The sequence below is a fragment of the Stutzerimonas stutzeri genome, from assembly GCF_002890915.1.
Lineage (GTDB): Bacteria > Pseudomonadota > Gammaproteobacteria > Pseudomonadales > Pseudomonadaceae > Stutzerimonas > Stutzerimonas stutzeri_AF.
Genome location: NZ_POUT01000001.1, coordinates 170,630 through 192,403, shown reverse-complemented (window position 1 = coordinate 192,403; position 21,774 = coordinate 170,630). Strand labels below are relative to the sequence as shown.

Here is a 21,774-nt window from a genome sequence, read left to right as displayed (position 1 = left end):
TCAGAAGCCTTCCAGCACGATCTTGCCCTTGGCCTTGCCGCTTTCCAGCAGGGCATGGGCGCGGCGCAGGTTGGCCGCGTTGATGGTGCCGAAGTGCTCGCCGAGGGTGGTGCGCAGCACGCCCTGATCGACCAGCTGGCTGACGCGCTGCAGCAGGTGGTGCTGCTCGATCATGTCCGGCGTCTCGAACAGTGAGCGGGTGAACATCAGCTCCCAGTGCAGCGACAAGCTCTTGCGCTTGAGCTTCATCACGTCCAGCGGCTGGGCCGGATCGTCGATCAGCGCCAGGCGGCCTTGGGGCGTCAGTGCCTCGACCAGCTGGTCGAAATGCTGATCGGTCTGGGTCAGGCTGGCGACATGGCTGACGCTGGCGAAACCGGCGCGCTGCAGCTCGGCGTGCAGCGGCTGGCTATGGTCGATGACATGCTGGGCGCCGAGTTCGCGGGCCCAGGCCTGGGTTTCCGGGCGCGAGGCGGTGGCGATCACGCTGACCTCGGTGAGCTGGCGGGCCAGCTGCAGCATGATCGAACCGACCCCGCCGGCGGCACCGACGATCAGCAGCTGCTGCCCGGCGCCCTGGCCTTCCACCAGTTGCAGGCGTTCGAACAGCAGCTCCCAGGCGGTGATGGCGGTCAGCGGCAGTGCGGCGGCCTCGGCGAAGCTCAGGCTCCGCGGCTTGCGTCCGACGATGCGCTCGTCCACCAGATGACGTTCGCTGTTGCCGCCGGCGCGGGCGATGGAGCCGGCGTAGAACACCTCGTCGCCGACCTTGAACAGGCTGACTTCGCTGCCCACCCCGACCACCACGCCGGCCACGTCCCAGCCCAGCACCTTCGGCTGACCGCCCTCGGGCTGTGTGTTGCGGCGTACCTTGGTATCCACCGGGTTGACCGAAATGGCGCGCACCTCCACCAGCAGGTCCCGCGGACCGGGTACCGGCTCGGGCAGTTCCACATCCTGCAGCGCGCGGGGATCGTCGATGGCGAGGGATTCGAAGTAGGCGACCGCTTTCATGCTGTTGCTCCGTATGGGTTCGGTAGGCGGGCATGCTCAGCTATTTGACTCGGCGGAAAAACGGGGTGATAAGCGAGGCTCTTTCAACGGAATTTTGACAATGCTGCGTATCGACGACCTCCAGCTGTTCGTCCGCACCGCCGACAGCGGTAGCCTTTCCGCGGCCGCGCGCGGGCTCGACGTGTCGCCGGCGGTGGCCAGCGCGGCCTTGAAGCGCCTGGAGGCGAGCCTGGGCGCGCGACTGTTCGCGCGCTCCACCCGCAGCCTGCGCCTGACCGCCGAGGGCGAGGCGTATCTGCTGCATGCCCGGGCGGCGCTGGCCAGCCTGCACGAGGGCGCCCAGGCACTCGCTGGCGGCCGCGAGGCGATCAGCGGCGTGCTGCAGCTGTCGGCGCCCTCGGACTTCGGTCGCAACGTCCTGCTGCCCTGGCTCGACGAATTCCAGGCGCGCCATCCGCAGTTGCAGCTGCGCCTGCTGCTGGGCGACGGGTTGACCGACCTGTTCCGGCAGCCGGTGGACCTGGTCCTGCGTTACGGCGAGCCGCAGGATTCGAGCCTGGTGGCGCTGCCGGTGGCGGCGGGCAATCGCCGGGTGCTGTGCGCTTCGCCGGCCTACCTGCAGCGCCACGGCGCGCCGCAGCGGCTGGACGAACTGGCCGGGCACAACTGCCTGCGCTTCATGCTCGCCGGGCGGGTGCACGACCGCTGGTGCTTTCAGGAGGGCCGCCGGGGGCGCACCGTGCAGGTCGTGGGCGACCGGGTCAGCGACGATGCCGACGTGGTGCGCCGCTGGGCCCTGGCCGGCGCCGGGTTGGCCTACAAGTCGTGGCTGGACATCGCCGATGACGTGACGGCCGGTCGCCTGCGGGTGCTGTTGCCGGAGTGCCTCGGCGAAGCGGCGCCGCTCAGCCTGCTCTGCGCTCATCGGGCCCAGCTGAGCAAGCCGGTACGGCTGCTCCACGAGCATCTGCAGGCGCGTTGTGCGGCCCTGTTGGCGCAGGCACCGTGGGCGCAGCCCGCGGCGAAGGGAGTTTCATCGTTGGCCTGAACTCTTGTGGCGCTTGGCTATTCTTATCTGCGTACTGGCTAACAGAATGGACAAGCGCATCATGCAAACGCAGCGTTTTCGATACACCTGGCAATTGACGGTTGTCGTTCTCATGTCCTGGCTGCTGGCCGGCTGCGGCATCAACAACATTCCGACCTACGACGAGCAGGTCAAGGCCGCCTGGTCGCAGGTGGAGAACCAGTACCAGCGGCGCGCCGACCTGATCCCCAACCTGGTCGAAACGGTCAAGGGCTTCGCCCGCCAGGAGCAGGAAACCCTTACCGCCGTGGTCGAGGCGCGGGCCAAGGCCACCTCGATCCAGGTCGATGCCAGCACCCTGGACGATCCGCAGCAACTGCAGCGCTTCCAGGAGGCGCAGAACCAGCTGACCGGCGCCCTGAGCCGGCTGATGGCGGTGTCCGAGCGCTATCCGGACCTGAAATCGAACCAGAACTTCCTCGCCCTGCAGTCGCAGCTCGAAGGCACCGAGAACCGCATCGCCGTGGCCCGGCGCGATTTCATCGCCGCGGTGGAGCGCTACAACACCGAGATCCGCACCTTCCCCGGGCGCATCTGGCACATGCTGATGTACAGCGACATGCCGATCCGCGAGAACTTCGAGGCCACCGCCGAGAACGCCGAGCAGGCGCCGCAAGTCCAGTTCCGATGATCCATGCACTCGCGCTGGCACTCGGCCTGCTGTTGTGCGCCGGCGGTACCGTCGCCCAGGAAGCCGCGCTGCCGGCGCTGAGCGGCCGGGTGGTGGATCGGGCCGAATTGCTCGACGCGCAGACCGAGGCGCGCCTGACCCGGTTGTTCGCCGCCCACGAGCAGGCGACGGGTGAGCAGGTGGTGGTGGTCACCGTGCCGGACCTGCAGGGGCGCAGCATCGAGGCGTTCGGTGTGACGTTGGGGCGTGCCTGGGGCATCGGTCAGGCGGGCGAGGACAACGGTGCGCTGCTGATCGTCGCCCGTGACGACCGCAAGGTCCGCATCGAAGTCGGCTACGGGCTGGAGGATCGGCTGACCGATGCGCAATCCTCGGTGATCATCAACCGCATCATCGTCCCGGCGTTCCAGCGCGGCGATTTCGCCGCCGGCATCAGCGAGGGGGCGTCAGCGATGATCACCGTGCTTGGCGGCGACCCGCTGCCACCGGAGCTGCGCCCGGTCATGCCGGTGGGTCAGCAGCAACCCGGCGGGCTGGGAATACTGGGCTTTTTCCTGATGCTGGTGGCGATCTTCCTCATCGGCGGCGGTGGTGGTCGTGGCGGCGGCCGTCGTGCCCTGCTGCTCGGGGCCCTGCTCGGCGGCATGGGCCGCGGTGGCGGTTTTGGCGGTGGCGGCTTCGGTGGTGGTGGTTTCGGCGGCGGTGGAGGCGGCTTCGGCGGCGGTGGCGCCTCGGGCGGCTGGTAATTCGACGATGGATGCGCAATGACCTTACTGAGCGAAAGCGAACTGCAACAGGTGGCCGCGGCGATCGAGCGGATCGAGCGTGGCACCGACGCCGAGGTGGTGACCGTGCTCGCCGCCCAGGCCGACGACTATCGCTATATCCCGCTGCTCTGGGCCAGCCTGATCGCGCTGCTGGTGCCCGGCGCCGCGCTGTTCTTCAGCGGCTGGCTGGGCGCCTGGCAGCTGCTGCTGGTGCAATGGGCGACTTTCGTCGTGCTGGCCTGGGTATTTCGCAGCCCGGCGCTGACCAGCCGGCTGATCCCGCGCGCGGTGCGCCGCTGGCGGGCCGGCAACCTGGCCCGCCGGCAGTTCATCGAACTGGGCCTGCACCACACCGATGCCGACACCGGCGTGCTGATCTTCGTCGCCGAGGCCGAGCGCTACGTGGAAATCCTCGTCGATCGCGGCGTCGCCGGCCGTATCGACAACGCCGCCTGGGAATCGATCGTCGCGACCTTCACCGAACGCGTGAGACAGGGCCAGGTGCTCGAAGGCTTCCTCGGTTGCATCGAGGCCAGCGGCGCGTTGCTGGCGCAGCACGTGCCGAAGACCCACGCACGCAACGAGCTGCCCAACCGCCTGGTGCTGCTGCCTTGAGCCTGCTGCGCCGCTAGGTTCAGGGCATGCCGGCGGAAAATGCCAGGGCGGTGAGAAAGCCCAGGGCGGTGATCAGCCCCGCGTAGTCCTGGGTATCGGCGAACGCCTCGGGGATCATGGTATCGGCCAGCATGGCGAGGATCGCGCCGGCGGCGACCGCGGTGGTGGCGGCGATCGCTTCGCCGTCGAGATCCTGGAAGGCACCGTAGCCGACCAGGGCGGCAATCCCCGAGGCCAGGGTGATGCCGCCCCAGACCCCGAAGATGTAGCGCGCCGAGCGCCCGGCCCGCCTCATGCCGGCGGCGCTCGACAACCCTTCGGGAAGGTTGGAGAGGAACACCGCGACCACCGCCGCCAGGCCCACGCCGCCGCCGTGTATCAGGCCGAGGCCGATGACGATGGACTCCGGGATGCCGTCGAGCAGTGCGCCCACGGCAATCGCCAGGCCACTGCCGCTGTCGTCCCGCTCCGAGGGCTGCAGGTCGCCCGAACGCTTGCGGTGCTTGGCGCCGGCCGTGGCGAGCAGCCGGTTGGCCGCGGTGTAGAGGGCGGCACCGCCCATGAAGCCGATCGCGCTGGCACCCAGCCCGCCGATCCGCAGGGCCTCGTCCATCAGTTCGAACGCCAGCGAGGAGATCAGTGCGCCGGCGCCGAAGGCCATGATGGCGGCGATCAGCCGCCGGGGGATCGGCAACCAGTAGCCCGCGGCCGCGCCCAGCAGCAGCGCCGAGCCAGCCAGCAGGCCCCAGAAGCCGGCCTGCAACCACAAGGGAATGGAATCCATACTCCGGCTCCGTCAGCGATAGGCGCCCAGCATATCGGCAAGGGAGCCGCAGCGACATGCGCCGTGCGCGCAGGCCTCAGGCCATTCCAGGGCCTTCCGGTTCCGCCGGTGTCTCGTGCTCACCGGCGACCATGTCGAACAGCGCGCCGGTGCTGTCGTCGAAGGCCGAGGCGGCGACCCGCTCCAGGCCCGCGCCCGCGCCGTGCAGCGGCGAGACGCCATGAGCACGGTCGGCCGGAAGCCGGGCGATGGCGGCCAGGACTTCCTCGCCGGGCACCGTCTCGCATTCGAGCAGCTGCGCGGCGATGTGATCGAGCGCCGGCTTGAGCCGCTGCAGCAGCGCGAGGCAATCCTGGTTGAGTTGCTGCAGGAGCTCGTCAGCGGCTTCCAGGGCCTCGCGCGGATCGCTGTCCAGATGGGCCTCGCGCACGGCCTGCAGGCTCAGCAGCGAGCCGCGGGGGCCCATGCCCAGCGCGCCGACCATGGACAGCGCGATCTTCGAGGCTTCCTGCAAGTCCTGCCCGGCACCGGACGAGACCTCGTGGAAGTACAGCTGTTCGGCCCCGCGCCCGGCCAGCAGCATCTGGATGCGATTGCGCAGCTCGGAATACATGTGCAGCCGCTTGTCCTCGACCGGCGTCACCAGCGTCACGCCCAGCGCCTGGCCGCGCGGCAGGATGGTGACCTTTTCGACCCGACCGACATTGAGCGCGGCGGCGACCAGCGCATGGCCGGCCTCGTGCACGGCGATGCGCTTGCGGTCGGTCGGCGACATCGGCGTCACGCCGGAGGGTTGCTCGCCGATGCGGCAGGTCTCGACGGCATCGACGAAACGCGCCATGTCGACCTGCCTGGCGCCGGTGCGGGCAGCCAGCAGGGCGGCGTGGTTGACGATGTAGGCGATGGCCGCTGGCGTCAGGCCGACGGTGTTGCGCGCCAGCTGGGCGAAATCCAGTGCCGGCGCCGCGTTGATCTTGCCGGCATACAGGCGGAACAGCGCCTCGCGATCCTCCAGGCCCGGCAGGCCGACGGCGATCGAGCGGTCGAAACGGCCCTCGCGCACCAGCGCCGGGTCGAGCGAGTTGGGGAAGTTGGTCGCGCCCAGTACCAGCACGCCGCTGGCCGGGTCGAAGCCGTCCATCTCGGCGAGAAACTGGTTGATGATGCGGTTGCTCTCGGCATCGCTGGAGCGCTGCTGCTCGGCGCGCTTGCCGATGCCGTCGATCTCGTCGATGAAGATGATGCACGGCGCCTGCTTGCGCGCGGTGTGGAACAGCGACTTGACCTTCTGGATGCCGACGCCGAAGTACATCGAGGAGAAATCGCTGCCGGTGACCTGGATGAAGCTGGCGTTGGATTCACTGGCCAGCGCCTTGGCCAGCTGGGTCTTGCCGGTGCCGGGTTCGCCGGTCAGCAGCACGCCCTTGGGCGGGCGGGCGCCGAGCCGGGCATAGGCGGCGGGATCGCGCAGGTAGGCGGTAACGTCGTGCAGCGCCTGCTTGGCCTCGGCGGCGCCGATGACATCGGCGAAGGTGATGCCGCTGCCTTTGCGCTGCACCTGGAAATGGCGGGTCTTCAGGCCGAAGTAGAGCGCCGCGGCGAGCAACAGCAGGGCGATCGGCGAGTAGGGCAGCAGTGCCTTGTAGAAGGGTTTTTCGGCATCGGTCTGGAACAGCGTCAAGGGGAACAGCTCGCCGCGGCCGTCGGCGTAGCGTTCGAGCAGCAGCGCGGCGACGCGCCCGGACTGGTCCGGTATCCAGTAGCGCCGATCACCCTCGGCGGTGATGTAGACCGCATCGGCGCCCAAGGCGGCGCTGGCGATGGCGCCGTCGCGCAGGTCGCCCATCAGCCGGGAGAGATCGCCGCGGTCGGCTTCCCAGGACTCTCGGGAGGTCTGCAACTGGGCGAGCATCGCCGCCGCCGAGCCGGCGGCAGGGGGGGCGTCCGGAGTACTGGGGTTCAACTGCCAGCCGGCCAGGGCCGTGAGCAGCAACAGCGCGAAAATGGACAGCGCAAGGCCGCGGCGACCTTGAAGCAGACGTGGTTTCTTCATTTCACATCCAATCGGGAGATCCGACGCATCGACAAAACAACCGCCTCGCAGGCGGACCACAGTTTTCGGCTACGGGCGTGAAATGGCCCGCATGCGCACCAAGGCGGAGTGCGGTCGCTGGCGATATTTGGAGGGCGTTATGGGCCAGACCGCTGGTCGGATATTGAACTGCCGACAGCGGCGAGGATACGGCAAGCGGGCCCCTGTGAATGGTCGTGCGACGAACGGCCGGCGGGTTTGCGACGAATGACCCGGGATGCCGGGAACCGCCGATCGTCGACATGCTCGGCTATCCATTGAACGAAGCGGCGGGAATTTGTGGCGATTTGGGCTGCCTTAGTGAGCGGGTGTGGATTAGCGGTGAATCCGCCCTGAGCATGTCGACTCGAGAGCCCCGATGAGCTATCTGAAAAAAAATCTGTTGCGTGCGTTGAGCGTCGTGCCGGCGATGTGGCTGCTGCCGGCTCCGGCGGAGAATCTGCCCGAACCCAGCGGGCATGTCGCCAGGGTGATGGGGGCCGCCTATGTCAGCAGTCGCGGCTATACCAATGCGGCCAAGGTCGGCCAGGCGGTGCTGCCGGGGGTGGCGCTGAGCACCGGGGCCGAAGGCGGTTTGGGGGTGATCCTCAATGACGGCAGCGTGTTGTCCTTCGGTCCGCGCAGCGAGCTGATCCTGGAGGAGTATCGCTTCGCCCCGGCGCAGGATGCGCTGCACCTGCGCGCCACGCTCACCCGCGGCACGCTGAGCCTGATTCCCGGGGACATGGCGCGCCTCGATCCGCAGGCGATTGCCATCGATACCCCGGAAGGCCTTGTCCAGGTGCGTGGTGGCCACGTGTTGCTGAAGGTGATCGAGTGAAACGGTTCTTGCGAATGATGGGTATGGCGCTGCTGGCCAGTGCGGCACTGAGCGGCTGTGCGCGGCAATCCTACGTGGCGCTGGCGGACGATCCGGGCGGGCAGGGCGGCGTGGCGCTGGGCGAGGCCGGGCAGCGCCTGCTCGAAACGCCTGGGCAGGGAATGGCCATCGGTGGCGCGGAGCGGCCATTTGCGGTCAATGAGCTGCGCCGCAAGGCGGATTTCGCTGCAGCGCTGGCGGCGCAGCCGGCATTGCCGGAGCGCTTCGTGCTGCCGATCGAGGCCACTGGCGGGCTGGGCAGCGCCGCCGAGCAGACGCTGGAGCGCATACTGCTGGCGGCGCGCCGGCGCGACTATCCGGTGGTCACGGTGATCGGCCATACCGATACCCTCGGCCAGCGTGCAGCCAACGAACAGGTCGGCTTGCGGCGCGCACAAGGCGTAGCCGAACTGCTGAGGAAAAGAGGGCTGGAGGCGATGGAACTGCGGGTGGAGTCCCACGGCGAGCGCAACCTGCTGGTGGCGACGCCGGATGCAACCGCCGAGCCGCGCAACCGGCGGGTCGAGGTCCTAGTGCGTTGAGGCCGTGTTACCGGCGCGGCGAGCCCACCGCGCCGGCGGCGGGGACGCTCAGTCGATCACCATGACCGCGTCCATTTCTACCTGCGCACCCTTGGGCAGGGCGGCGATGCCGATGGCCGCGCGGGCCGGGAACGGCAACTGGAAGTAGCGGCTCATCACCTCGTTGACGGTGGCGAAATTGCCCAGGTCGGTGAGGAAGATGTTGAGCTTGACGATGTCCTTCAGCGAGCCGCCGGCCGCTTCGGCCACCGCCTTGAGGTTCTCGAAGACCTGCACGGCTTGCGCCTCGAAGCCTTCCACCAGCTCCATGGTCCTGGGGTCCAGGGGGATCTGTCCGGACATGTAGACGGTATTGCCGGCCCGGATGGCCTGGGAATAGGTGCCGATGGCGGCGGGGGCCTTGTCGGTGTTGATCACGGTGCGGGACATGGGAATCTCCTTCTGGGATAGCGGCAAGCCTCGAGTGGCAAGCTTCAAGTGAAGAGCGAAAAGCCGAGGGAAGGATTCTAACCCGGTCTTGCACGGAAGCAGCGGCTGCGGCTTGCAACTGCCTGCTCACCAAGAGCCGTAGGGAATGCCGTGCTGTTCGATATAGGCTCTGGAGGTTTCCGAGAGGGGCCGGTGTCCTCCCTGGGAGGTTCCTTCATACGGTCCCTTGGGCTCGATTTCCGCCTGGGCGCGCAGGACTTCGATGGGCCCGCCGCAAGTGCTCATGACCCAGCCCCTGATCACGCCGCCAGGGGCGAGGCCCAAGGCGAGGGCTTCACGGTATTCGCTGGCGGGGCAGGGCGGGTCGAGCCGCTCGCTCATCAACTGTCGCGCGCGTTCGGGGATATCGAGGATGACCCGGTAGGTCTGGGGCTCGGCGAGGGATTGCCAGCGCACGTAGATGCGCCGGGGCAGGTCGGCGCCGTTGGCGTGGCGGCCTGCGCCCCAGCCGAAGCGTTCGCCCCATCCGGCCGCATTTCCTTGGCCTTCAGCAGGGGTACGAACGGCAACTATGCCGCTGCCCACATGGAAGAACCTATGTCCGCGGATATCTTCCACATCGGCGGTTTCCACCCAGGCTTCCATATAGTCCGGGGCCAGGAAGCCTAGGCGCCAGTATTTGTAAGGCAGGCTGCCGGGGTTTCTCTCGGCGCAGCCGCCGAGCAGCAGTGAGGCCAGGATGAGCGATAGGTTGCGTGCGGTCATGATCACCATGATCCGTAGGGAATACCGTGCTGTTCGATATAGGCTCTGGAGGTTTCCGAGAGGAAGTAATACTCGCCATCGGATTGCCCGCCATAAGGCCCCTTGGGCTCGATTTCCGCTTGGGCGCGCAGGACTTCGATGGGCCCGCCGCAGGTGCTCATGACCCAGCCCCTGACCACGCCGCCAGGGGCGAGACCCAAGGCGAGGGCTTCACGGTATTCGCTGGCGGGGCAGGGCGGGTCGAGCCGCTCGCTCATCAACTGTCGCGCGCGTTCGGGGATATCGAGGATGACCCGGTAGGTCTGGGGCTCGGCGAGGGATTGCCAGCGCACGTAGATGCGCCGGGGCAGGTCGGCGCCGTTGACGTGGCGGCCTGCGCCCCAGCCGAAGCGTTCGCCCCATCCGGCCGCATTTCCTTGGCCTTCAGCAGGGGTACGAACGGCAACTATGCCGCTGCCCACATGGAAGAACCTATGTCCGCGGATATCTTCCACATCGGCGGTTTCCACCCAGGCTTCCATATAGTCCGGGGCCAGGAAGCCCAGGCGCCAGTATTTGTAAGGCAGGCTGCCGGGGTTTCTCTCGGCGCAACCGCCGAGCAGCAGGAGGAACAGGACAAGCAGCGGTGCTCTCATCGCTTTTTCTCCCGCGGCCTGTCGGCATGGCGTATCCGTCCGCGCTCGGCCGGGGCATTGACGAAGACCACATCGAGCAGGCTGCCGCCGCGTCCGGCGGCGGCATTCCAGTTGGCCGACAGGTGGACGTAGCGCTGGCTCAGCAGGCGTTCCTCTTCCATATCCAGCGCACCGCTGCCGCTTCTGGCCCAGGCCAGCAGCTTGTCGCTGATGGGCATGAGCTCTTCCGGAAGCGCTAGAGCCGGGTCTTTTTCCTGGATGCGATTGAAGGGAACGCCTGCCTCCACCGCCAGCGCATGCATGACCCGCAGATACACCCGCGAAAGGTGCCCATAGACCCGGCGCTCCAGATAGGGGGCCGCCAGTACGTATTTCATCTGGTCACTACGCCCGCCGCTGAAGGGTGTGAAGTGTTCCCAGACGTCCGTTTCCAGCCGCGCGGTACGGTCATGCGGATCGAGCAGGTCGGCCTGGCGGGCATATTCGGTGTCGCGTTGCGCCTGCTGGTAGGCCAGGGTGCTGAATGGGCTGGTCGCCCGGCTGACCCAGTTACTGCGCGGGCGTATCGGGTAGAGCCGCTCGCTGTCCAGCGGCGGATAGCCGCCGCCCAGGTCCGAATGGGCGCCGGGCAGGACGATTTCCCGGTGCGGCGGGGCAACCTGGTTGAGGGCGAAATTGCGCCGGTATTCGTCGCGGGCGACCAGATGCACCACCCGGCGGGCCGCCTCGGGCGCCAGATGGAGGTCGATACCGCCGTTGACGTCATCGCTGGGATCGCCCCAGTCGTCCCAGCCGCCGAGGGCGGCCACGGTATCGAACAGGCCGATGAAGTTGATGACGACGGCGTCCCGCCAGTCGAAGCCGGGTGCCAGGCCGAGCCTGCGCCTACGGTGCAACTTGCCCAATGGTCCCTGTTCGCGCAGGAGCATCTGGTTGGCGAAATGCCGGGCCGCCGCCGCGCCGCGGCTGAAGCCGAAGATATCCAGTTCCAGCCGGGCCAGTGCGCTTTCGGGGTTTTCGTCCTTGAAGCTAACCAGCGCTTTTTCCAGCAAGGCCAGGCCTTCGTCGATCTTGGCCAGCAAGCCCGTCGCGCCGCGACCGAAGGCCTGGCCAGGAAAGCGGGTGTCCGGCTGGCCGGTGGTTGTACCGATACCGGTGACGTAAACACGTAGATTGGCGTTCTTCTTGTCCGGGGTTAATGCCTGGCCTGAATCATCCCGGTAAAGGTCATACAACCGCCAGATATTGCTTACATCGTTGGCATAGCTGCTGTCCGGGGCGAGATGATGGGCTTCGCAGCGCTGGACCATGGCCAGTGCTTCCTGCTCGCCGAGGCCGAGTGCCGGTGCGCGGCACTGGGCGCCGATGGCGCTGTTGGTGGCATTGTTGCCGGTGCCGTCGAAGAACACGCCGATGCGCAGGGTGACGGCCTGGCGCACCTGCTGCTGCGGCTGCTCGTCCAGTTCTTCCTCTTCGTCCTCTTCTTCCAGCCCCAGCGTGGCGAGGTCGCCGGGTTCCTCCCGCCAGGCGCGGGCCATGGGGGTGGCCGGCCGTTGGGGCAAGGCGGGGCTGGCCGGCATGGCACCCGCGGCGCTGGCGACATTCAGCGGCTCGGGCGGCACGAAGGGCGCCGGGGTGTGCGAGGTGCCGATGATGACGGTGCCCGAGCCGCCGATCACCACGCTGCCGTGGTCGCCGAGGCTGCCCAGGGTGGCGGCTGGTTTTCCATTGATCAGCACGTTGGGGATGAGGTTGCCCGAAAGGGCGCTGCCGCAGCCGGTGGTGTCGCCCGCGCGGGCGGCGGGCAGGCCGTCGAAGAAGACATCGGGCGAGCCGCTGGCGATGGGGTTGGTCCCATGCCCGGTCTTGGGGCAGGCGGTGGGGTCGCCCAGGCGGGCGGCGGGTTTGCCGGACATGACCAATCTCCCTATCGGTATGCGAGCCGGTACCTTGCCGCATGGGCAGTGGTGAGTGCAAATGGCGTTTGGTTTTTTATGGGCTGGTTCGCGGCTGGGCGCCGGTTGCGCCAGAACTTGCACGATAGCGGAGTGTAAAAAAGCCCCGCACGGTCTTCACCGGCGGGGCTTTTCTTGCAGGTTGCAGCCGCGGTTACGCCTTGACCCGGGTGATCCGCGTCACGCCCTTGATCGCCCGCAGCTTCTTGATCACCCGCGCCAGATGCACGCGGTCGTGCACGCTGACCACCAGCTGGACTACGCTGATGCGCCCGTCGCGCTCGTCCATGCCGATCTTCTCGATGTTGCCGTCGGCGGCGTTGACGCTGCCGGCGAGCAGGGCGATCAGGCCGCGCTGGTGTTCCAGCTCGACGCGCAGTTCGACGTTGAACTCGCCGGTGACATCCTTGGACCAGGACAGCTGGATGCACTTGTCCGGGTTGTGGCGGATCTCGCTGATGTTCCGGCAGCTTTCCAGGTGCACCACCATGCCCTTGCCGGCGGACAGATGGCCGACGATCGGGTCGCCGGGAATCGGCGTGCAGCACTTGGCGTAGTTGAGCACCAGCCCCTCGGTGCCGCGGATCGCCAGCGGGCCTTCGAGCGCCGGCGCCTGCTCGCCATCACGCGAGACCAGGCGGCGGGCGATGACGTAGGCCATGCGGTTGCCCAGGCCGATGTCCTCCAGCAGGTCCTCGACGTATTCCATGTGGTATTCGGTGAGGACCTGGCGGATACGTTCGGGGTCGATCTTCTCGAGGCTGGTCTCGAAGCCGCTGAGCGCCTTGCTCAGCAGGCGCTCGCCGAGGTTGATCGACTCCGAGCGGCGCTGCAGCTTGAGCGCGTGGCGGATGTGCGTGCGTGCCTTGCCGGTGACGACGAAGTTGAGCCAGGCCGGGTTCGGCCGGGCGCCCGGCGCGGTGACGATCTCCACCGTCGAGCCGCTTTCCAGCGGCTGCGACAGCGGCGCCAGGCGGCGGTTGACGCGACAGGCGATGCAGGTATTGCCGACGTCGGTGTGCACCGCGTAGGCGAAATCGACGGCGGTCGAGCCCTTGGGCATCTCCATGATGCGGCCCTTGGGAGTGAAGACGTAGACCTCGTCGGGGAACAGGTCGATCTTGACGCTCTCGATGAATTCCAGCGAATTGCCGGCGCGTTGCTGCAGTTCCAGCACGCCCTTGACCCACTGGCGTGCGCGAGCGTGGGTGCCCTTGGGCACCTCGTCTTCTTCGGACTTGTACAGCCAGTGCGCGGCGATACCGTTGTTGGCCATCTCTTCCATTTCGCGGGTGCGGATCTGGATTTCGATGGGCACGCCGTGCATGCCGAACAGCGTGGTGTGCAGCGACTGGTAGCCGTTGGCCTTGGGAATCGCGATGTAGTCCTTGAAGCGGCCCGGCAGCGGCTTGTACAGGCTGTGCACGGCGCCGAGCACGCGATAGCAGGTGTCGGCCTTGTCCACCACGATGCGGAAGGCATAGACGTCCATGATCTCGTTGAACGCCTTGCGCTTGCCGCGCATCTTCTTGTAGATGCTGTACAGGTGTTTCTCGCGGCCCATCACCTCGCCTTCGAGGCCTTCGCGCTCGAGGCAGTGGATCAGCGACTGCTCGATCTTCTCGACGATCTCGTTGCGGTTGCCGCGCGCACGCCGCACCGCGGCGCGGATGCGCTCGGAGCGCATCGGATACATCGCCTTGAAGCCCAGGTCCTCGAATTCCACGCGCATCGAGTGCATGCCCAGGCGGTTGGCGATGGGCGCGTAGATTTCCAGGGTTTCCTTGGCGATACGCCGGCGCTTCTCGCCGGCCAGTACTTCCAGGGTGCGCATGTTGTGCAGGCGGTCGGCGAGCTTGACCAGGATCACGCGGATATCGCGGGCCATGGCCATGGCCATCTTCTGGAAGTTCTCGGCCTGGGCCTCGGCCTTGGTCTCGAAGTTCATCTGGGTCAGCTTGCTGACCCCGTCGACCAGCTCGGCAACGGTTTCGCCGAACTGCGCGATCAGTGCGTCCTTGGGAATGCCGGTGTCCTCGATGACGTCATGCAGCATCGCGGCCATCAGGCTCTGATGGTCCATGTGCATGTCGGCGAGGATGTTGGCGACTGCCAGGGGGTGGGTGACGTAGGCTTCGCCGCTGCGCCGGCGCTGGCCGTCATGGGCCTGCTCGGCGTAGAAATAGGCACGGCGGACCAGGTTGACCTGGTCGGGGCCGAGGTAGGTCGACAGGCGATCCGCAAGAGCGTCTATGGCTGGCAAGGTAGCGCTCCTTGCCGGCGGGCTTCGATGTTCGCGGTTCGACTTCGACCTGGCATTTAGTTAGATGGCCTCGTTCGGCTCTTCCTCGTACTGGGTGAAGAGCGGTTCGTCATCGACGATTTCGTCCTGGGCAATGACATCGTAGTCGACCAGCCCGGAAGCGATTTCACGCAGCGCGACGACGGTCGGCTTGTCGTTTTCCCAGCCCACTTTCGGCTCCTTGCCGCCGGTAGCCAGCTGGCGCGCGCGCTTGGTGGCGAGCATGACCAGCTCGAAGCGGTTATCGACGTTGTCCAGGCAGTCTTCAACGGTAACGCGGGCCATGGTGTTCCTCTGATTCAATAGCGATGGAGCATGCCCGGATGGGCGAGCGGACGGATTAGTTTAAAAAATCACCAGCCTTAATGGAAGCGCTGTTTCTTCGCGGCGCGTGGTCGGTTGAGCGTAGGTTGGGTTGAGCGTAGCGAAGCCCAACACGACGACTCCCAGGCGTTGCCGGTTGCATGCTCATGTTGGGCTTCGTCGCTTCGCTCCTCAACCCAACCTACGCCAGCAACTCGCCGAGCAGGCGGGCGTGGCGCTGCTGCTGGGTACGCTGCTTGAGCTGGTTGGCGCGGAAGATCGACTGCAGGTCGATCAGCGCGTGGGCGAAATCGTCGTTGATCACCAGGTAGTCGTACTCGACGTAGTGGCTCATCTCGCTGACCGCCTCGCGCATGCGTTTCTCGATGATCTCGTCGCTGTCCTGGCCGCGGTTGTTGAGGCGCTGGCGCAGGGCTTCCTGGGTCGGCGGCAGGATGAAGATCGACTTGGCGTGGGGCATCAGCCGGCGCACTTGCTGGGCACCCTGCCAGTCGATCTCCAGGATCAGGTCGTAACCCTCGGCCAGGGTTTCTTCCAGCCAGCGCTGCGAGGTGCCGTAGAGGTTGCCGAACACCTCGGCATGCTCGAGAAATTCGTCGCGTTCCAGGCGCTGGAGAAAATCCTCGCGGCTGACGAAGTGGTAGTTGACCCCGTCGACCTCGCCCGGGCGCATGGCGCGCGTGGTGTGCGAAACCGAGACCCGCACCTGCGGTTGTGCATCGATCAGGGCCTTGACCAGGCTGGTCTTGCCGGCCCCGGAAGGTGCGGAAACGATATAGAGCGTACCGGTGGTGGCGGACATTACGGGTTCCTGGAAGCGCTGTGGTTGCTGATTAGAGAAGGTAGACCAGCCGCTCGTGCGGCCGGCGGTTATTCGATGTTCTGCACCTGTTCGCGCATCTGCTCGATCAGTACCTTGAGATTGACCGCCGCCTGCGTGCTGCGTGGGTCGAAGGCCTTCGAGCCGAGCGTGTTGGCTTCGCGGTTGAGTTCCTGCATGAGGAAGTCGAGACGGCGCCCGGCGGCGCCGCCGGCCTTGAGCACGCGGCGCACCTCGGTCACGTGGGTGCTCAGGCGGTCGAGTTCCTCGGCGACGTCGCTTTTCTGCGCCAGCAGCACCATTTCCTGTTCCAGGCGCTGCGGGTCGAGTTCGGCCCGTATCTCGGCGAAGCGATCGATGAGCTTCTGGCGCTGGGCGGCCAGCATCTGCGGAACCTGTTCGCGCAGCGTGGCGACTTCCTGGAGGATGCTGTCCAGGCGCTCGCCGAGCAGCTTGGCCAGCTCGTCGCCTTCGCGCCGGCGGCCGTCCTTGAGCTGCTCGAGGGCTTGGTGGAACAGCTCCAGCGCGCTCTGGTTGAGTGCCTGCGGATCGACCGCGTCGCCCACCAGCACACCGGGCCAGCCGAGCACCTGCAGTGGATCGATCGGCGCCGGCTGCGCGATCAATGCGGCGATGCTCTCGGCGGCGGCGATCAACTGGCTGGCGCGATCATGGTCGACCTGCAGCGTGGTGCGCTCGTTGGCTTCGGCGAAGCGCAGGGTGCACTCCACCTTGCCGCGCGACAGGCCTTTGCGCAGGGCGTCGCGCACCGCGCCCTCGAGGTCGCGGAACGCTTCCGGCAGGCGCAGGTGCGGCTCCAGGTAGCGGTGGTTGACCGAGCGGATTTCCCAGCTGAGGGTGCCATGGGTGCCGGCCTGTTCGCTGCGGGCAAAGGCCGTCATGCTGTGGACCATCGGGGATACCTCTCGGTGCGGTTGCGAAAGGCGGAGGATTGTAAAGGAAAAGGGCTCCGGCTGCAGGCGGCCGCCGGCCAATGTCGGTCGAGCGCGCGCTGAGAGCGCGCCATGCGCGCGACGCGTGGACGCGGCTGGCTCCCGCATGGCTCCCGGCCGGATGCCCGTATTCGGTGAGCGGTATCGGCCCGGCCGGCCCCTTTTCCGCCCGGGGCCTCTATAATGCCGGGCAACTCTCTTCTCAAGCAGGACGTTCACCCCATGAAACGACCCAGTGGCCGTGCCGCCGATCAGCTGCGCCCGATCCGGATCACCCGCAACTACACCAAGCATGCCGAGGGATCGGTGCTGGTCGAGTTCGGCGATACCAAGGTGATCTGCACCGCCAGCATCGAAACCGGTGTGCCGCGCTTCCTCAAGGGCCAGGGCCAGGGCTGGCTGACTGCGGAATACGGCATGCTGCCGCGCGCTACCGGCGAGCGTAACCAGCGCGAGGCGACCCGCGGCAAGCAAGGCGGACGGACCCTGGAGATCCAGCGGCTGATCGGCCGTTCGCTGCGTGCGGCGCTGGATATGAGCAAGCTCGGCGAGAACACGCTGTTCATCGATTGCGACGTGATCCAGGCCGACGGCGGTACCCGCACGGCTTCCATCACCGGCGCGATGGTCGCGCTGGTCGATGCCCTGAAGCTGCTGAAGAAGCGCGGCGGTCTCAAGGCTGGCGATCCGGTCAAGCAGATGGTGGCGGCGGTTTCCGTCGGCATCTACCAGGGTGAACCGGTACTGGACCTGGATTACCTGGAGGATTCGGCCGCCGAGACCGACCTCAACGTGGTGATGACCGATGCTGGCGGCTTCATCGAGGTGCAGGGCACTGCCGAAGGCGCGCCGTTCCATCCCGACGAGCTCAACGCCATGCTGGCCCTGGCGCACGATGGCGTGCGCCAGTTGTTCGAACTGCAGCGTGCGGCGCTAGCCGACTGAGCGGGGGCGCGCATGAGTGATCAGCAGCTGGCCCCGTTGCCCGGCCGCGAGGCGCGCCAGTGGGCCATGTTCTGCCACTATTCGGCGTTCTTCTGGTTCCTTGCGCCGATGATCGGCAATGTCATCGGCCCGCTGATCGTCTGGCAGCTGAAGAAGGACCTCGATCCTTTCGTCGATCAGCAGGGCAAGGAGGCGCTGAATTTCCAGATCACCTTCAGCATCCTGATGATGATCTGCGGCGTGCTCGCCTGGATTCTCATCGGCTTTCCGCTGATGGTGCTGATCAGCCTGGTGGCGCTGGTGCTGGTGGTGATCGCCGGCATCCGTGCCAACGAGGGCAAGCCTTACCGCTATCCGTTCTGCTGGCGGCTGGTCAAATAGGGCGGCTTCGATCTTCGGTCGATAGCTGAGCGGCGGCCGGCGATGTTCGCGCCGGCCGCCGTTGCGAACCGCTGATTTACAGGCTCAGCGTCCAGTCGTAATCCACGATCAGCGGCGCATGTTGCGAGAAGCGCGGCTGGCGTGGCAGGCGGGCGCCGCGCACGAAACGGCGCAGGCCGGAGGTGAGGATCTGGTAGTCGAAGCGCCAGCCGAGATTGAGCATTTCCGCCTGCTCGGTGTCTGGCCACCAGCTGAACAGGTCCCCCTCGCGGTTGACTTCGCGCAGTGCGTCGACGTAGCCCATGTTGCCGAAGATCTCGTCCAGCCAGGCACGCTCCGGCGCCAGGAAGCCCGGGTCCTGCTGGCAATCGCGCCAGTTCTTCACATCCAGCTTCTGATGGGCGACGTACAGCGAGCCGCAGTACACGTACTCGCGGCGCTTGCGGCGCTGCTTGTCCAGGTAGTGGGCGAAATCGTCCATGAACTTGAGCTTCTGGTTCAGGTTGGCGTCGCCGCCCTGGCCGGAGGGCAGCAGCAGGCTGGCGATGCTGACCTTGTCGAAGTCCGCCTGTAGATAGCGCCCGTAGCGATCTGCCGTCTCGAAGCCCAGCCCGGCGATCACGGCTTTCGGCTGCAGCCTGGAATAGAGCGCCACACCGCCCTGTTCGGGGATTTCGGCGTCGCAGGCATAGAGGAAGTAGCCGTCCAGCTGATAGGCGGGCTCGTCGAGTTCCAAGGCAGAGGCGCGGGTATCCTGCAGGCAGATGACATCGGCATTCTGCGCTTGCAGCCAGCTGAGCAATCCTCGCTGTGCCGCCGCTTGAATGCCATTCACGTTGACGCTGATGATCCGCATAAATGGCCCCTAAAAACACGTGCGTGTATGATAACCCAAGCTCTTCGCAATTAGCTAAATCCGTGCCTTTCCGGGAAATTTCTTCATGCAGGCGTACCAGCGCGAGTTCATTCGCTTCGCCATCGAGCGCGGGGTTCTGCGCTTCGGTGAGTTCACTCTGAAATCCGGGCGTACCAGTCCGTACTTCTTCAATGCCGGCCTGTTCAACAGCGGCAGCGCCCTGGCCCAATTGGGCCGCTTCTATGCCGCGGCCGTGGTGGAAAGCGGTCTCGATTTCGAGGTCATCTTCGGCCCCGCCTACAAGGGCATCCCACTCGCCGCGGCGACCGCCATCGCCTTGGCCGAACGGCACCAGCGCGACCTGCCCTGGTGCTTCAACCGCAAGGAGGCCAAGGACCATGGCGAGGGCGGCACCCTGGTGGGGGCGCCGCTGGCCGGGCGGGTGCTGATCGTCGACGATGTGATCACCGCCGGTACCGCGATCCGCGAGGTGATGCAGATCATCCAGGCGCAGAACGCCGAGGCGGCGGGGGTGCTGATCGCGCTCAATCGCCAGGAACGTGGCCAGGGCGAGCTGTCGGCGATCCAGGAAGTTGAACGTGATTATCGAATGCCGGTAATCAGTATTGTGTCCCTCGAGCAAGTGCTGGAATATCTCGCCGACGATATTCAACTGAAGCAGTACCTGCCCGCGGTGCAAGCCTACCGCGAGCAATATGGAATCTGACCCGGGATAGGTGTTCCGCCATGCGCAAATCGGCAGCCATTCGAACGATGTTCATGCTGGGCGTCCTGCTCCCGGGCGTGGCCATGGCTGCCGAGTTGTATCGCTACGTCGACGATCGCGGCGTAGTGGTGCTCGACCGCCATGGCGTACCGCCGCAGCACATCGGTCGCGGCTACCAGGTGCTCAACGAGCAAGGGCGCGTCATCCGCGAAGTCCCGCCGGCACCGACCGCCGAGGAGTTCGAACGGCTGCAGGCGCAGAAACGCCGTGCCGCCTCGGATGCCCAGTTGCTTCGGCTGTACACCAGTGTCGAGGATGTGGAACGGGCCGAGGCGCGCAAGCTCGCCGAGCTGGACAGCGTGATCGGCCTGGCGCAGGGCAACCTGCAAGCGTTGCGCAACCAGCGCGACGCTTTGCAGAAGCAGGCCGCCAACCACGAAAGGGCGGGGCGCCAGGTTCCGGATAACCTGCTGGCGCAGATCGCCAACCTCGAAAGGGAGCAGGCCAGCCTGCTGCGGGACCTCAAGCGCTACGAGAAGGCGCGGGCCGACGCCGAGGTCAGTTTCGCCGGGGATCGCCAGCGGATCGCCGAGCTGCTCGGGCGAACGGAATAGTCCGATCCGTTGCCACCCCTTCACTTGCCTTCCGATGGCCACGCCCAGCCCTGGGGCGTCGTGTTGGCGTTAATGCATAGCTTGCTTGCTATCACAAAGACCGCTCTAACTCAATAGTTTCAAGGTAGTGATGAGTTGTCGCAGGTCAGTCTGTACCGTGGCGCGAATTTTTTGGGTATGGCTGATCGTCATGAATGGTAGGGACCTACGCAGTTACCAGGAGCTTCACAAGCCAAAGGGAGATTTCGCGACTCGCTCGGATTATCTCGAGCATGAACTGGAGATCATGGCGCCGAAACGCTGGGGGGTGAACCTGCCGTTTCGCGACTACCGCTTCGAATACGAGGACTGGGTGCCGGCGATGGCGGCGACCATCGGCAAGATCGTCATGGTGGCGGCTGTCGTCGCCGCTTTCGCCGGGCCGATGGGGTTATCCAACGAGTTCGTCATCGAGAACGCCCGCTACGAGATGCTGATCGCCGCGCTGCTGTTCGTGGTGGTGTTTTCCGGCTTCCTCAATCCGACCGCCAACCTCGCCGGCACCCATGGGCCGTTGATTCCGTTGATTCCGCTGATCGTCGCTTCGGGCGGGCACCCGATGGCGCTGGGGATCATGGTCGGCGTGCTGGGCTTCACCCTCGGCGTGTTCAAGGGTGGCAGCCTGCTGGCGCGCCTGACCAGCGACGGGGTGTGCGGGGGCTTGCTGCTCTACCTGGGCTTCATCGGCGTCACGTCGCAGATCAAGAAGCTGTTCGGCTGGGCCGATGGCTTCGACATGGGCTACATCGCCTTCGTCGTGGTATTCGCCACCATCGTGATGTATGCCTACCTGGAACATATCCGCATGCGCTGGCTGGCGATACCGCTGGGGTCCGGACTGGCCGCGCTGATCGCCTTCCTGATGGGCGCCCCGTTCGAGTTCAACACCGAGCCGGGCATCCCCAACCTCAACCCGATGTACTGGTGGGGCGAGACCACCGGCTGGCAGCTCGGCCTGCCGGAGCTGCATCACTTCATCGCTGTCGCGCCGTTCGCCGTGCTGGCGGTGGCGATGTGGTCGCCGGACTTTCTCGGCCACCGGGTATTCCAGCAGCTGAACTATCCGCCGAAAGCGAAGAAAGTGCTGATGAACATCGACGACACCATGTGCATCGCGGCTGCGCGGCAGATCGTCGGTACCTCGCTGGGGGGCGGCAACCTGGCTTCGTCCTGGGGGACCTTCATGGTGCCGGCGGCGATCGCCAAGCGGCCGATTCCGGCGGGCGCGCTGCTGACCGGACTGCTCTGCGTGGTGGCGGCGCTGTGGGGCTACCCGATGGACCTGGCTATCTGGCCGCCGGTGCTCAGTGTGGCGCTGATGGTCGGGGTGTTCCTGCCGTTGCTGGAGGCCGGCATGCAGATGACCCGCGAAGGCAAGACCTCGCAGTCGGCGGCCATCGTGATCTTCTCCTCGGCGCTGGTGAACCCGGTATTCGGCTGGTCGCTGACGGTGCTGCTGGACAACCTGGGGCTGATCGGCGACAAGGAGCGCGGCCAGTCGCTGAGCCATCTGCATCGCTGGGTGATCCCGACGATCGTGTTCGTCGTGCTCTGCGGCGTGATGCTGGGTATCGGCATGTTCCCGGGCATCCCGGCGCTGTTCGAATCCTTGCGCATCGACCTCTGAGGCGACGGGCA

At 66.3% G+C, this 21,774-nt stretch carries 23 protein-coding genes; 11 read left to right on the top strand and 12 right to left on the bottom strand.

Annotated features, from left to right (window positions below; translation table 11 throughout):
- Positions 1-1,014, bottom strand: coding sequence for a zinc-binding alcohol dehydrogenase family protein (locus CXK94_RS00890; protein ID WP_037043071.1), 1,014 nt, complete (start codon positions 1,012-1,014; stop codon positions 1-3).
- A 100-nt stretch (positions 1,015-1,114) separates the two neighbouring features.
- Here CXK94_RS00890 and CXK94_RS00885 point away from each other — a divergent pair, with 100 nt between their 5' ends.
- From CXK94_RS00885 to CXK94_RS00870, 4 genes are read left to right on the top strand one after another with little or no spacing between them, the layout of a single operon-like run.
- Positions 1,115-2,062 (top strand): LysR family transcriptional regulator, encoded by a 948-nt coding sequence (locus CXK94_RS00885; protein WP_102892919.1) that lies wholly within the window; start codon positions 1,115-1,117, stop codon positions 2,060-2,062.
- Positions 2,063-2,108: 46 nt separating this feature from the next.
- Positions 2,109-2,732, top strand: a complete 624-nt coding sequence (locus CXK94_RS00880) for a LemA family protein (protein ID WP_180984372.1) — start codon at positions 2,109-2,111, stop codon at positions 2,730-2,732.
- Positions 2,729-3,478 carry a TPM domain-containing protein gene (locus CXK94_RS00875; RefSeq protein WP_102892918.1) on the top strand — a complete coding sequence of 250 codons (750 nt, stop codon included), beginning with the start codon at positions 2,729-2,731 and terminating at the stop codon, positions 3,476-3,478. Before CXK94_RS00880 ends, CXK94_RS00875 begins: the two co-directional genes overlap by 4 nt.
- A gap of 18 nt (positions 3,479-3,496) precedes the next feature.
- The gene (locus CXK94_RS00870; protein WP_102892917.1) at positions 3,497-4,114 is read left to right on the top strand and encodes a TPM domain-containing protein; all 618 of its coding nucleotides are present in this window, start codon (positions 3,497-3,499) and stop codon (positions 4,112-4,114) included.
- 19 nt (positions 4,115-4,133) lie between these two features.
- Here the strand turns inward: CXK94_RS00870 and CXK94_RS00865 are convergent, their stop codons facing one another.
- Together CXK94_RS00865 and CXK94_RS00860 are read right to left on the bottom strand one after the other, a co-directional pair.
- Positions 4,134-4,898, bottom strand: coding sequence for a ZIP family metal transporter (locus CXK94_RS00865; protein ID WP_102892916.1), 765 nt, complete (start codon positions 4,896-4,898; stop codon positions 4,134-4,136).
- A gap of 76 nt (positions 4,899-4,974) precedes the next feature.
- Positions 4,975-6,951, bottom strand: coding sequence for an AAA family ATPase (locus CXK94_RS00860; protein ID WP_102892915.1), 1,977 nt, complete (start codon positions 6,949-6,951; stop codon positions 4,975-4,977).
- Positions 6,952-7,348: 397 nt separating this feature from the next.
- On the opposite strand from CXK94_RS00860, the gene CXK94_RS00855 reads away from it, so the two are divergent.
- Positions 7,349-7,810, top strand: a complete 462-nt coding sequence (locus CXK94_RS00855; protein WP_037040956.1) for a FecR domain-containing protein — start codon at positions 7,349-7,351, stop codon at positions 7,808-7,810.
- 14 nt (positions 7,811-7,824) lie between these two features.
- Positions 7,825-8,391, top strand: coding sequence for an OmpA family protein (locus CXK94_RS00850; protein ID WP_102892914.1), 567 nt, complete (start codon positions 7,825-7,827; stop codon positions 8,389-8,391).
- Positions 8,392-8,439: 48 nt separating this feature from the next.
- On the opposite strand, the gene CXK94_RS00845 is transcribed toward CXK94_RS00850, so the two are convergent.
- The 8 genes from CXK94_RS00845 to CXK94_RS00810 all read right to left on the bottom strand — a co-directional run bounded on the left by CXK94_RS00845 (position 8,440) and on the right by CXK94_RS00810 (position 16,535).
- Entirely contained in the window at positions 8,440-8,820 is a 381-nt protein-coding gene (locus CXK94_RS00845) for a RidA family protein (RefSeq protein ID WP_037040962.1), read from the bottom strand.
- Positions 8,821-8,946: 126 nt separating this feature from the next.
- Entirely contained in the window at positions 8,947-9,594 is a 648-nt protein-coding gene (locus tag CXK94_RS00840; protein WP_258005835.1) for a DUF2931 family protein, read from the bottom strand.
- Positions 9,588-10,220, bottom strand: coding sequence for a DUF2931 family protein (locus CXK94_RS00835; protein ID WP_102892913.1), 633 nt, complete (start codon positions 10,218-10,220; stop codon positions 9,588-9,590). The genes CXK94_RS00840 and CXK94_RS00835 overlap by 7 nt, the downstream gene beginning before the upstream one ends.
- Complete coding sequence (locus CXK94_RS00830; protein ID WP_102892912.1) at positions 10,217-12,136, bottom strand: PAAR domain-containing protein; 1,920 nt, start codon at positions 12,134-12,136, stop codon at positions 10,217-10,219. Before CXK94_RS00830 ends, CXK94_RS00835 begins: the two co-directional genes overlap by 4 nt.
- Before the next feature lie 193 nt (positions 12,137-12,329).
- Positions 12,330-14,438 carry a bifunctional GTP diphosphokinase/guanosine-3',5'-bis pyrophosphate 3'-pyrophosphohydrolase gene (gene spoT / locus CXK94_RS00825; RefSeq protein ID WP_102892911.1) on the bottom strand — a complete coding sequence of 703 codons (2,109 nt, stop codon included), beginning with the start codon at positions 14,436-14,438 and terminating at the stop codon, positions 12,330-12,332.
- 60 nt (positions 14,439-14,498) lie between these two features.
- Positions 14,499-14,762 carry a DNA-directed RNA polymerase subunit omega gene (gene rpoZ / locus CXK94_RS00820; protein ID WP_037040973.1) on the bottom strand — a complete coding sequence of 88 codons (264 nt, stop codon included), beginning with the start codon at positions 14,760-14,762 and terminating at the stop codon, positions 14,499-14,501.
- A gap of 220 nt (positions 14,763-14,982) precedes the next feature.
- The gene (gmk, locus tag CXK94_RS00815; RefSeq protein WP_037040976.1) at positions 14,983-15,603 is read right to left on the bottom strand and encodes a guanylate kinase; all 621 of its coding nucleotides are present in this window, start codon (positions 15,601-15,603) and stop codon (positions 14,983-14,985) included.
- A gap of 68 nt (positions 15,604-15,671) precedes the next feature.
- The gene (locus CXK94_RS00810; protein WP_102892910.1) at positions 15,672-16,535 is read right to left on the bottom strand and encodes a YicC/YloC family endoribonuclease; all 864 of its coding nucleotides are present in this window, start codon (positions 16,533-16,535) and stop codon (positions 15,672-15,674) included.
- A 261-nt stretch (positions 16,536-16,796) separates the two neighbouring features.
- On the opposite strand from CXK94_RS00810, the gene rph reads away from it, so the two are divergent.
- A complete protein-coding gene (gene rph / locus CXK94_RS00805) occupies positions 16,797-17,519 on the top strand; it encodes a ribonuclease PH (protein WP_037040978.1) in 723 nt (240 codons plus the stop codon).
- Between the two features lie 12 nt (positions 17,520-17,531).
- A complete protein-coding gene (locus CXK94_RS00800; RefSeq protein WP_037040980.1) occupies positions 17,532-17,900 on the top strand; it encodes a DUF4870 domain-containing protein in 369 nt (122 codons plus the stop codon).
- A gap of 76 nt (positions 17,901-17,976) precedes the next feature.
- Here the strand turns inward: CXK94_RS00800 and CXK94_RS00795 are convergent, their stop codons facing one another.
- A complete protein-coding gene (locus CXK94_RS00795) occupies positions 17,977-18,756 on the bottom strand; it encodes an exodeoxyribonuclease III (RefSeq protein WP_037040982.1) in 780 nt (259 codons plus the stop codon).
- An 85-nt stretch (positions 18,757-18,841) separates the two neighbouring features.
- On the opposite strand from CXK94_RS00795, the gene pyrE reads away from it, so the two are divergent.
- The 3 genes from pyrE (at position 18,842) to CXK94_RS00780 (ending at position 21,763) form a co-directional block, all read left to right on the top strand.
- The gene (pyrE, locus tag CXK94_RS00790) at positions 18,842-19,483 is read left to right on the top strand and encodes an orotate phosphoribosyltransferase (protein WP_037040984.1); all 642 of its coding nucleotides are present in this window, start codon (positions 18,842-18,844) and stop codon (positions 19,481-19,483) included.
- A 47-nt stretch (positions 19,484-19,530) separates the two neighbouring features.
- Positions 19,531-20,097, top strand: a complete 567-nt coding sequence (locus CXK94_RS00785; RefSeq protein WP_102893324.1) for a DUF4124 domain-containing protein — start codon at positions 19,531-19,533, stop codon at positions 20,095-20,097.
- 190 nt (positions 20,098-20,287) lie between these two features.
- Entirely contained in the window at positions 20,288-21,763 is a 1,476-nt protein-coding gene (locus CXK94_RS00780) for a DUF3360 family protein (protein WP_102892909.1), read from the top strand.
- Positions 21,764-21,774 lie beyond the last annotated feature (11 nt).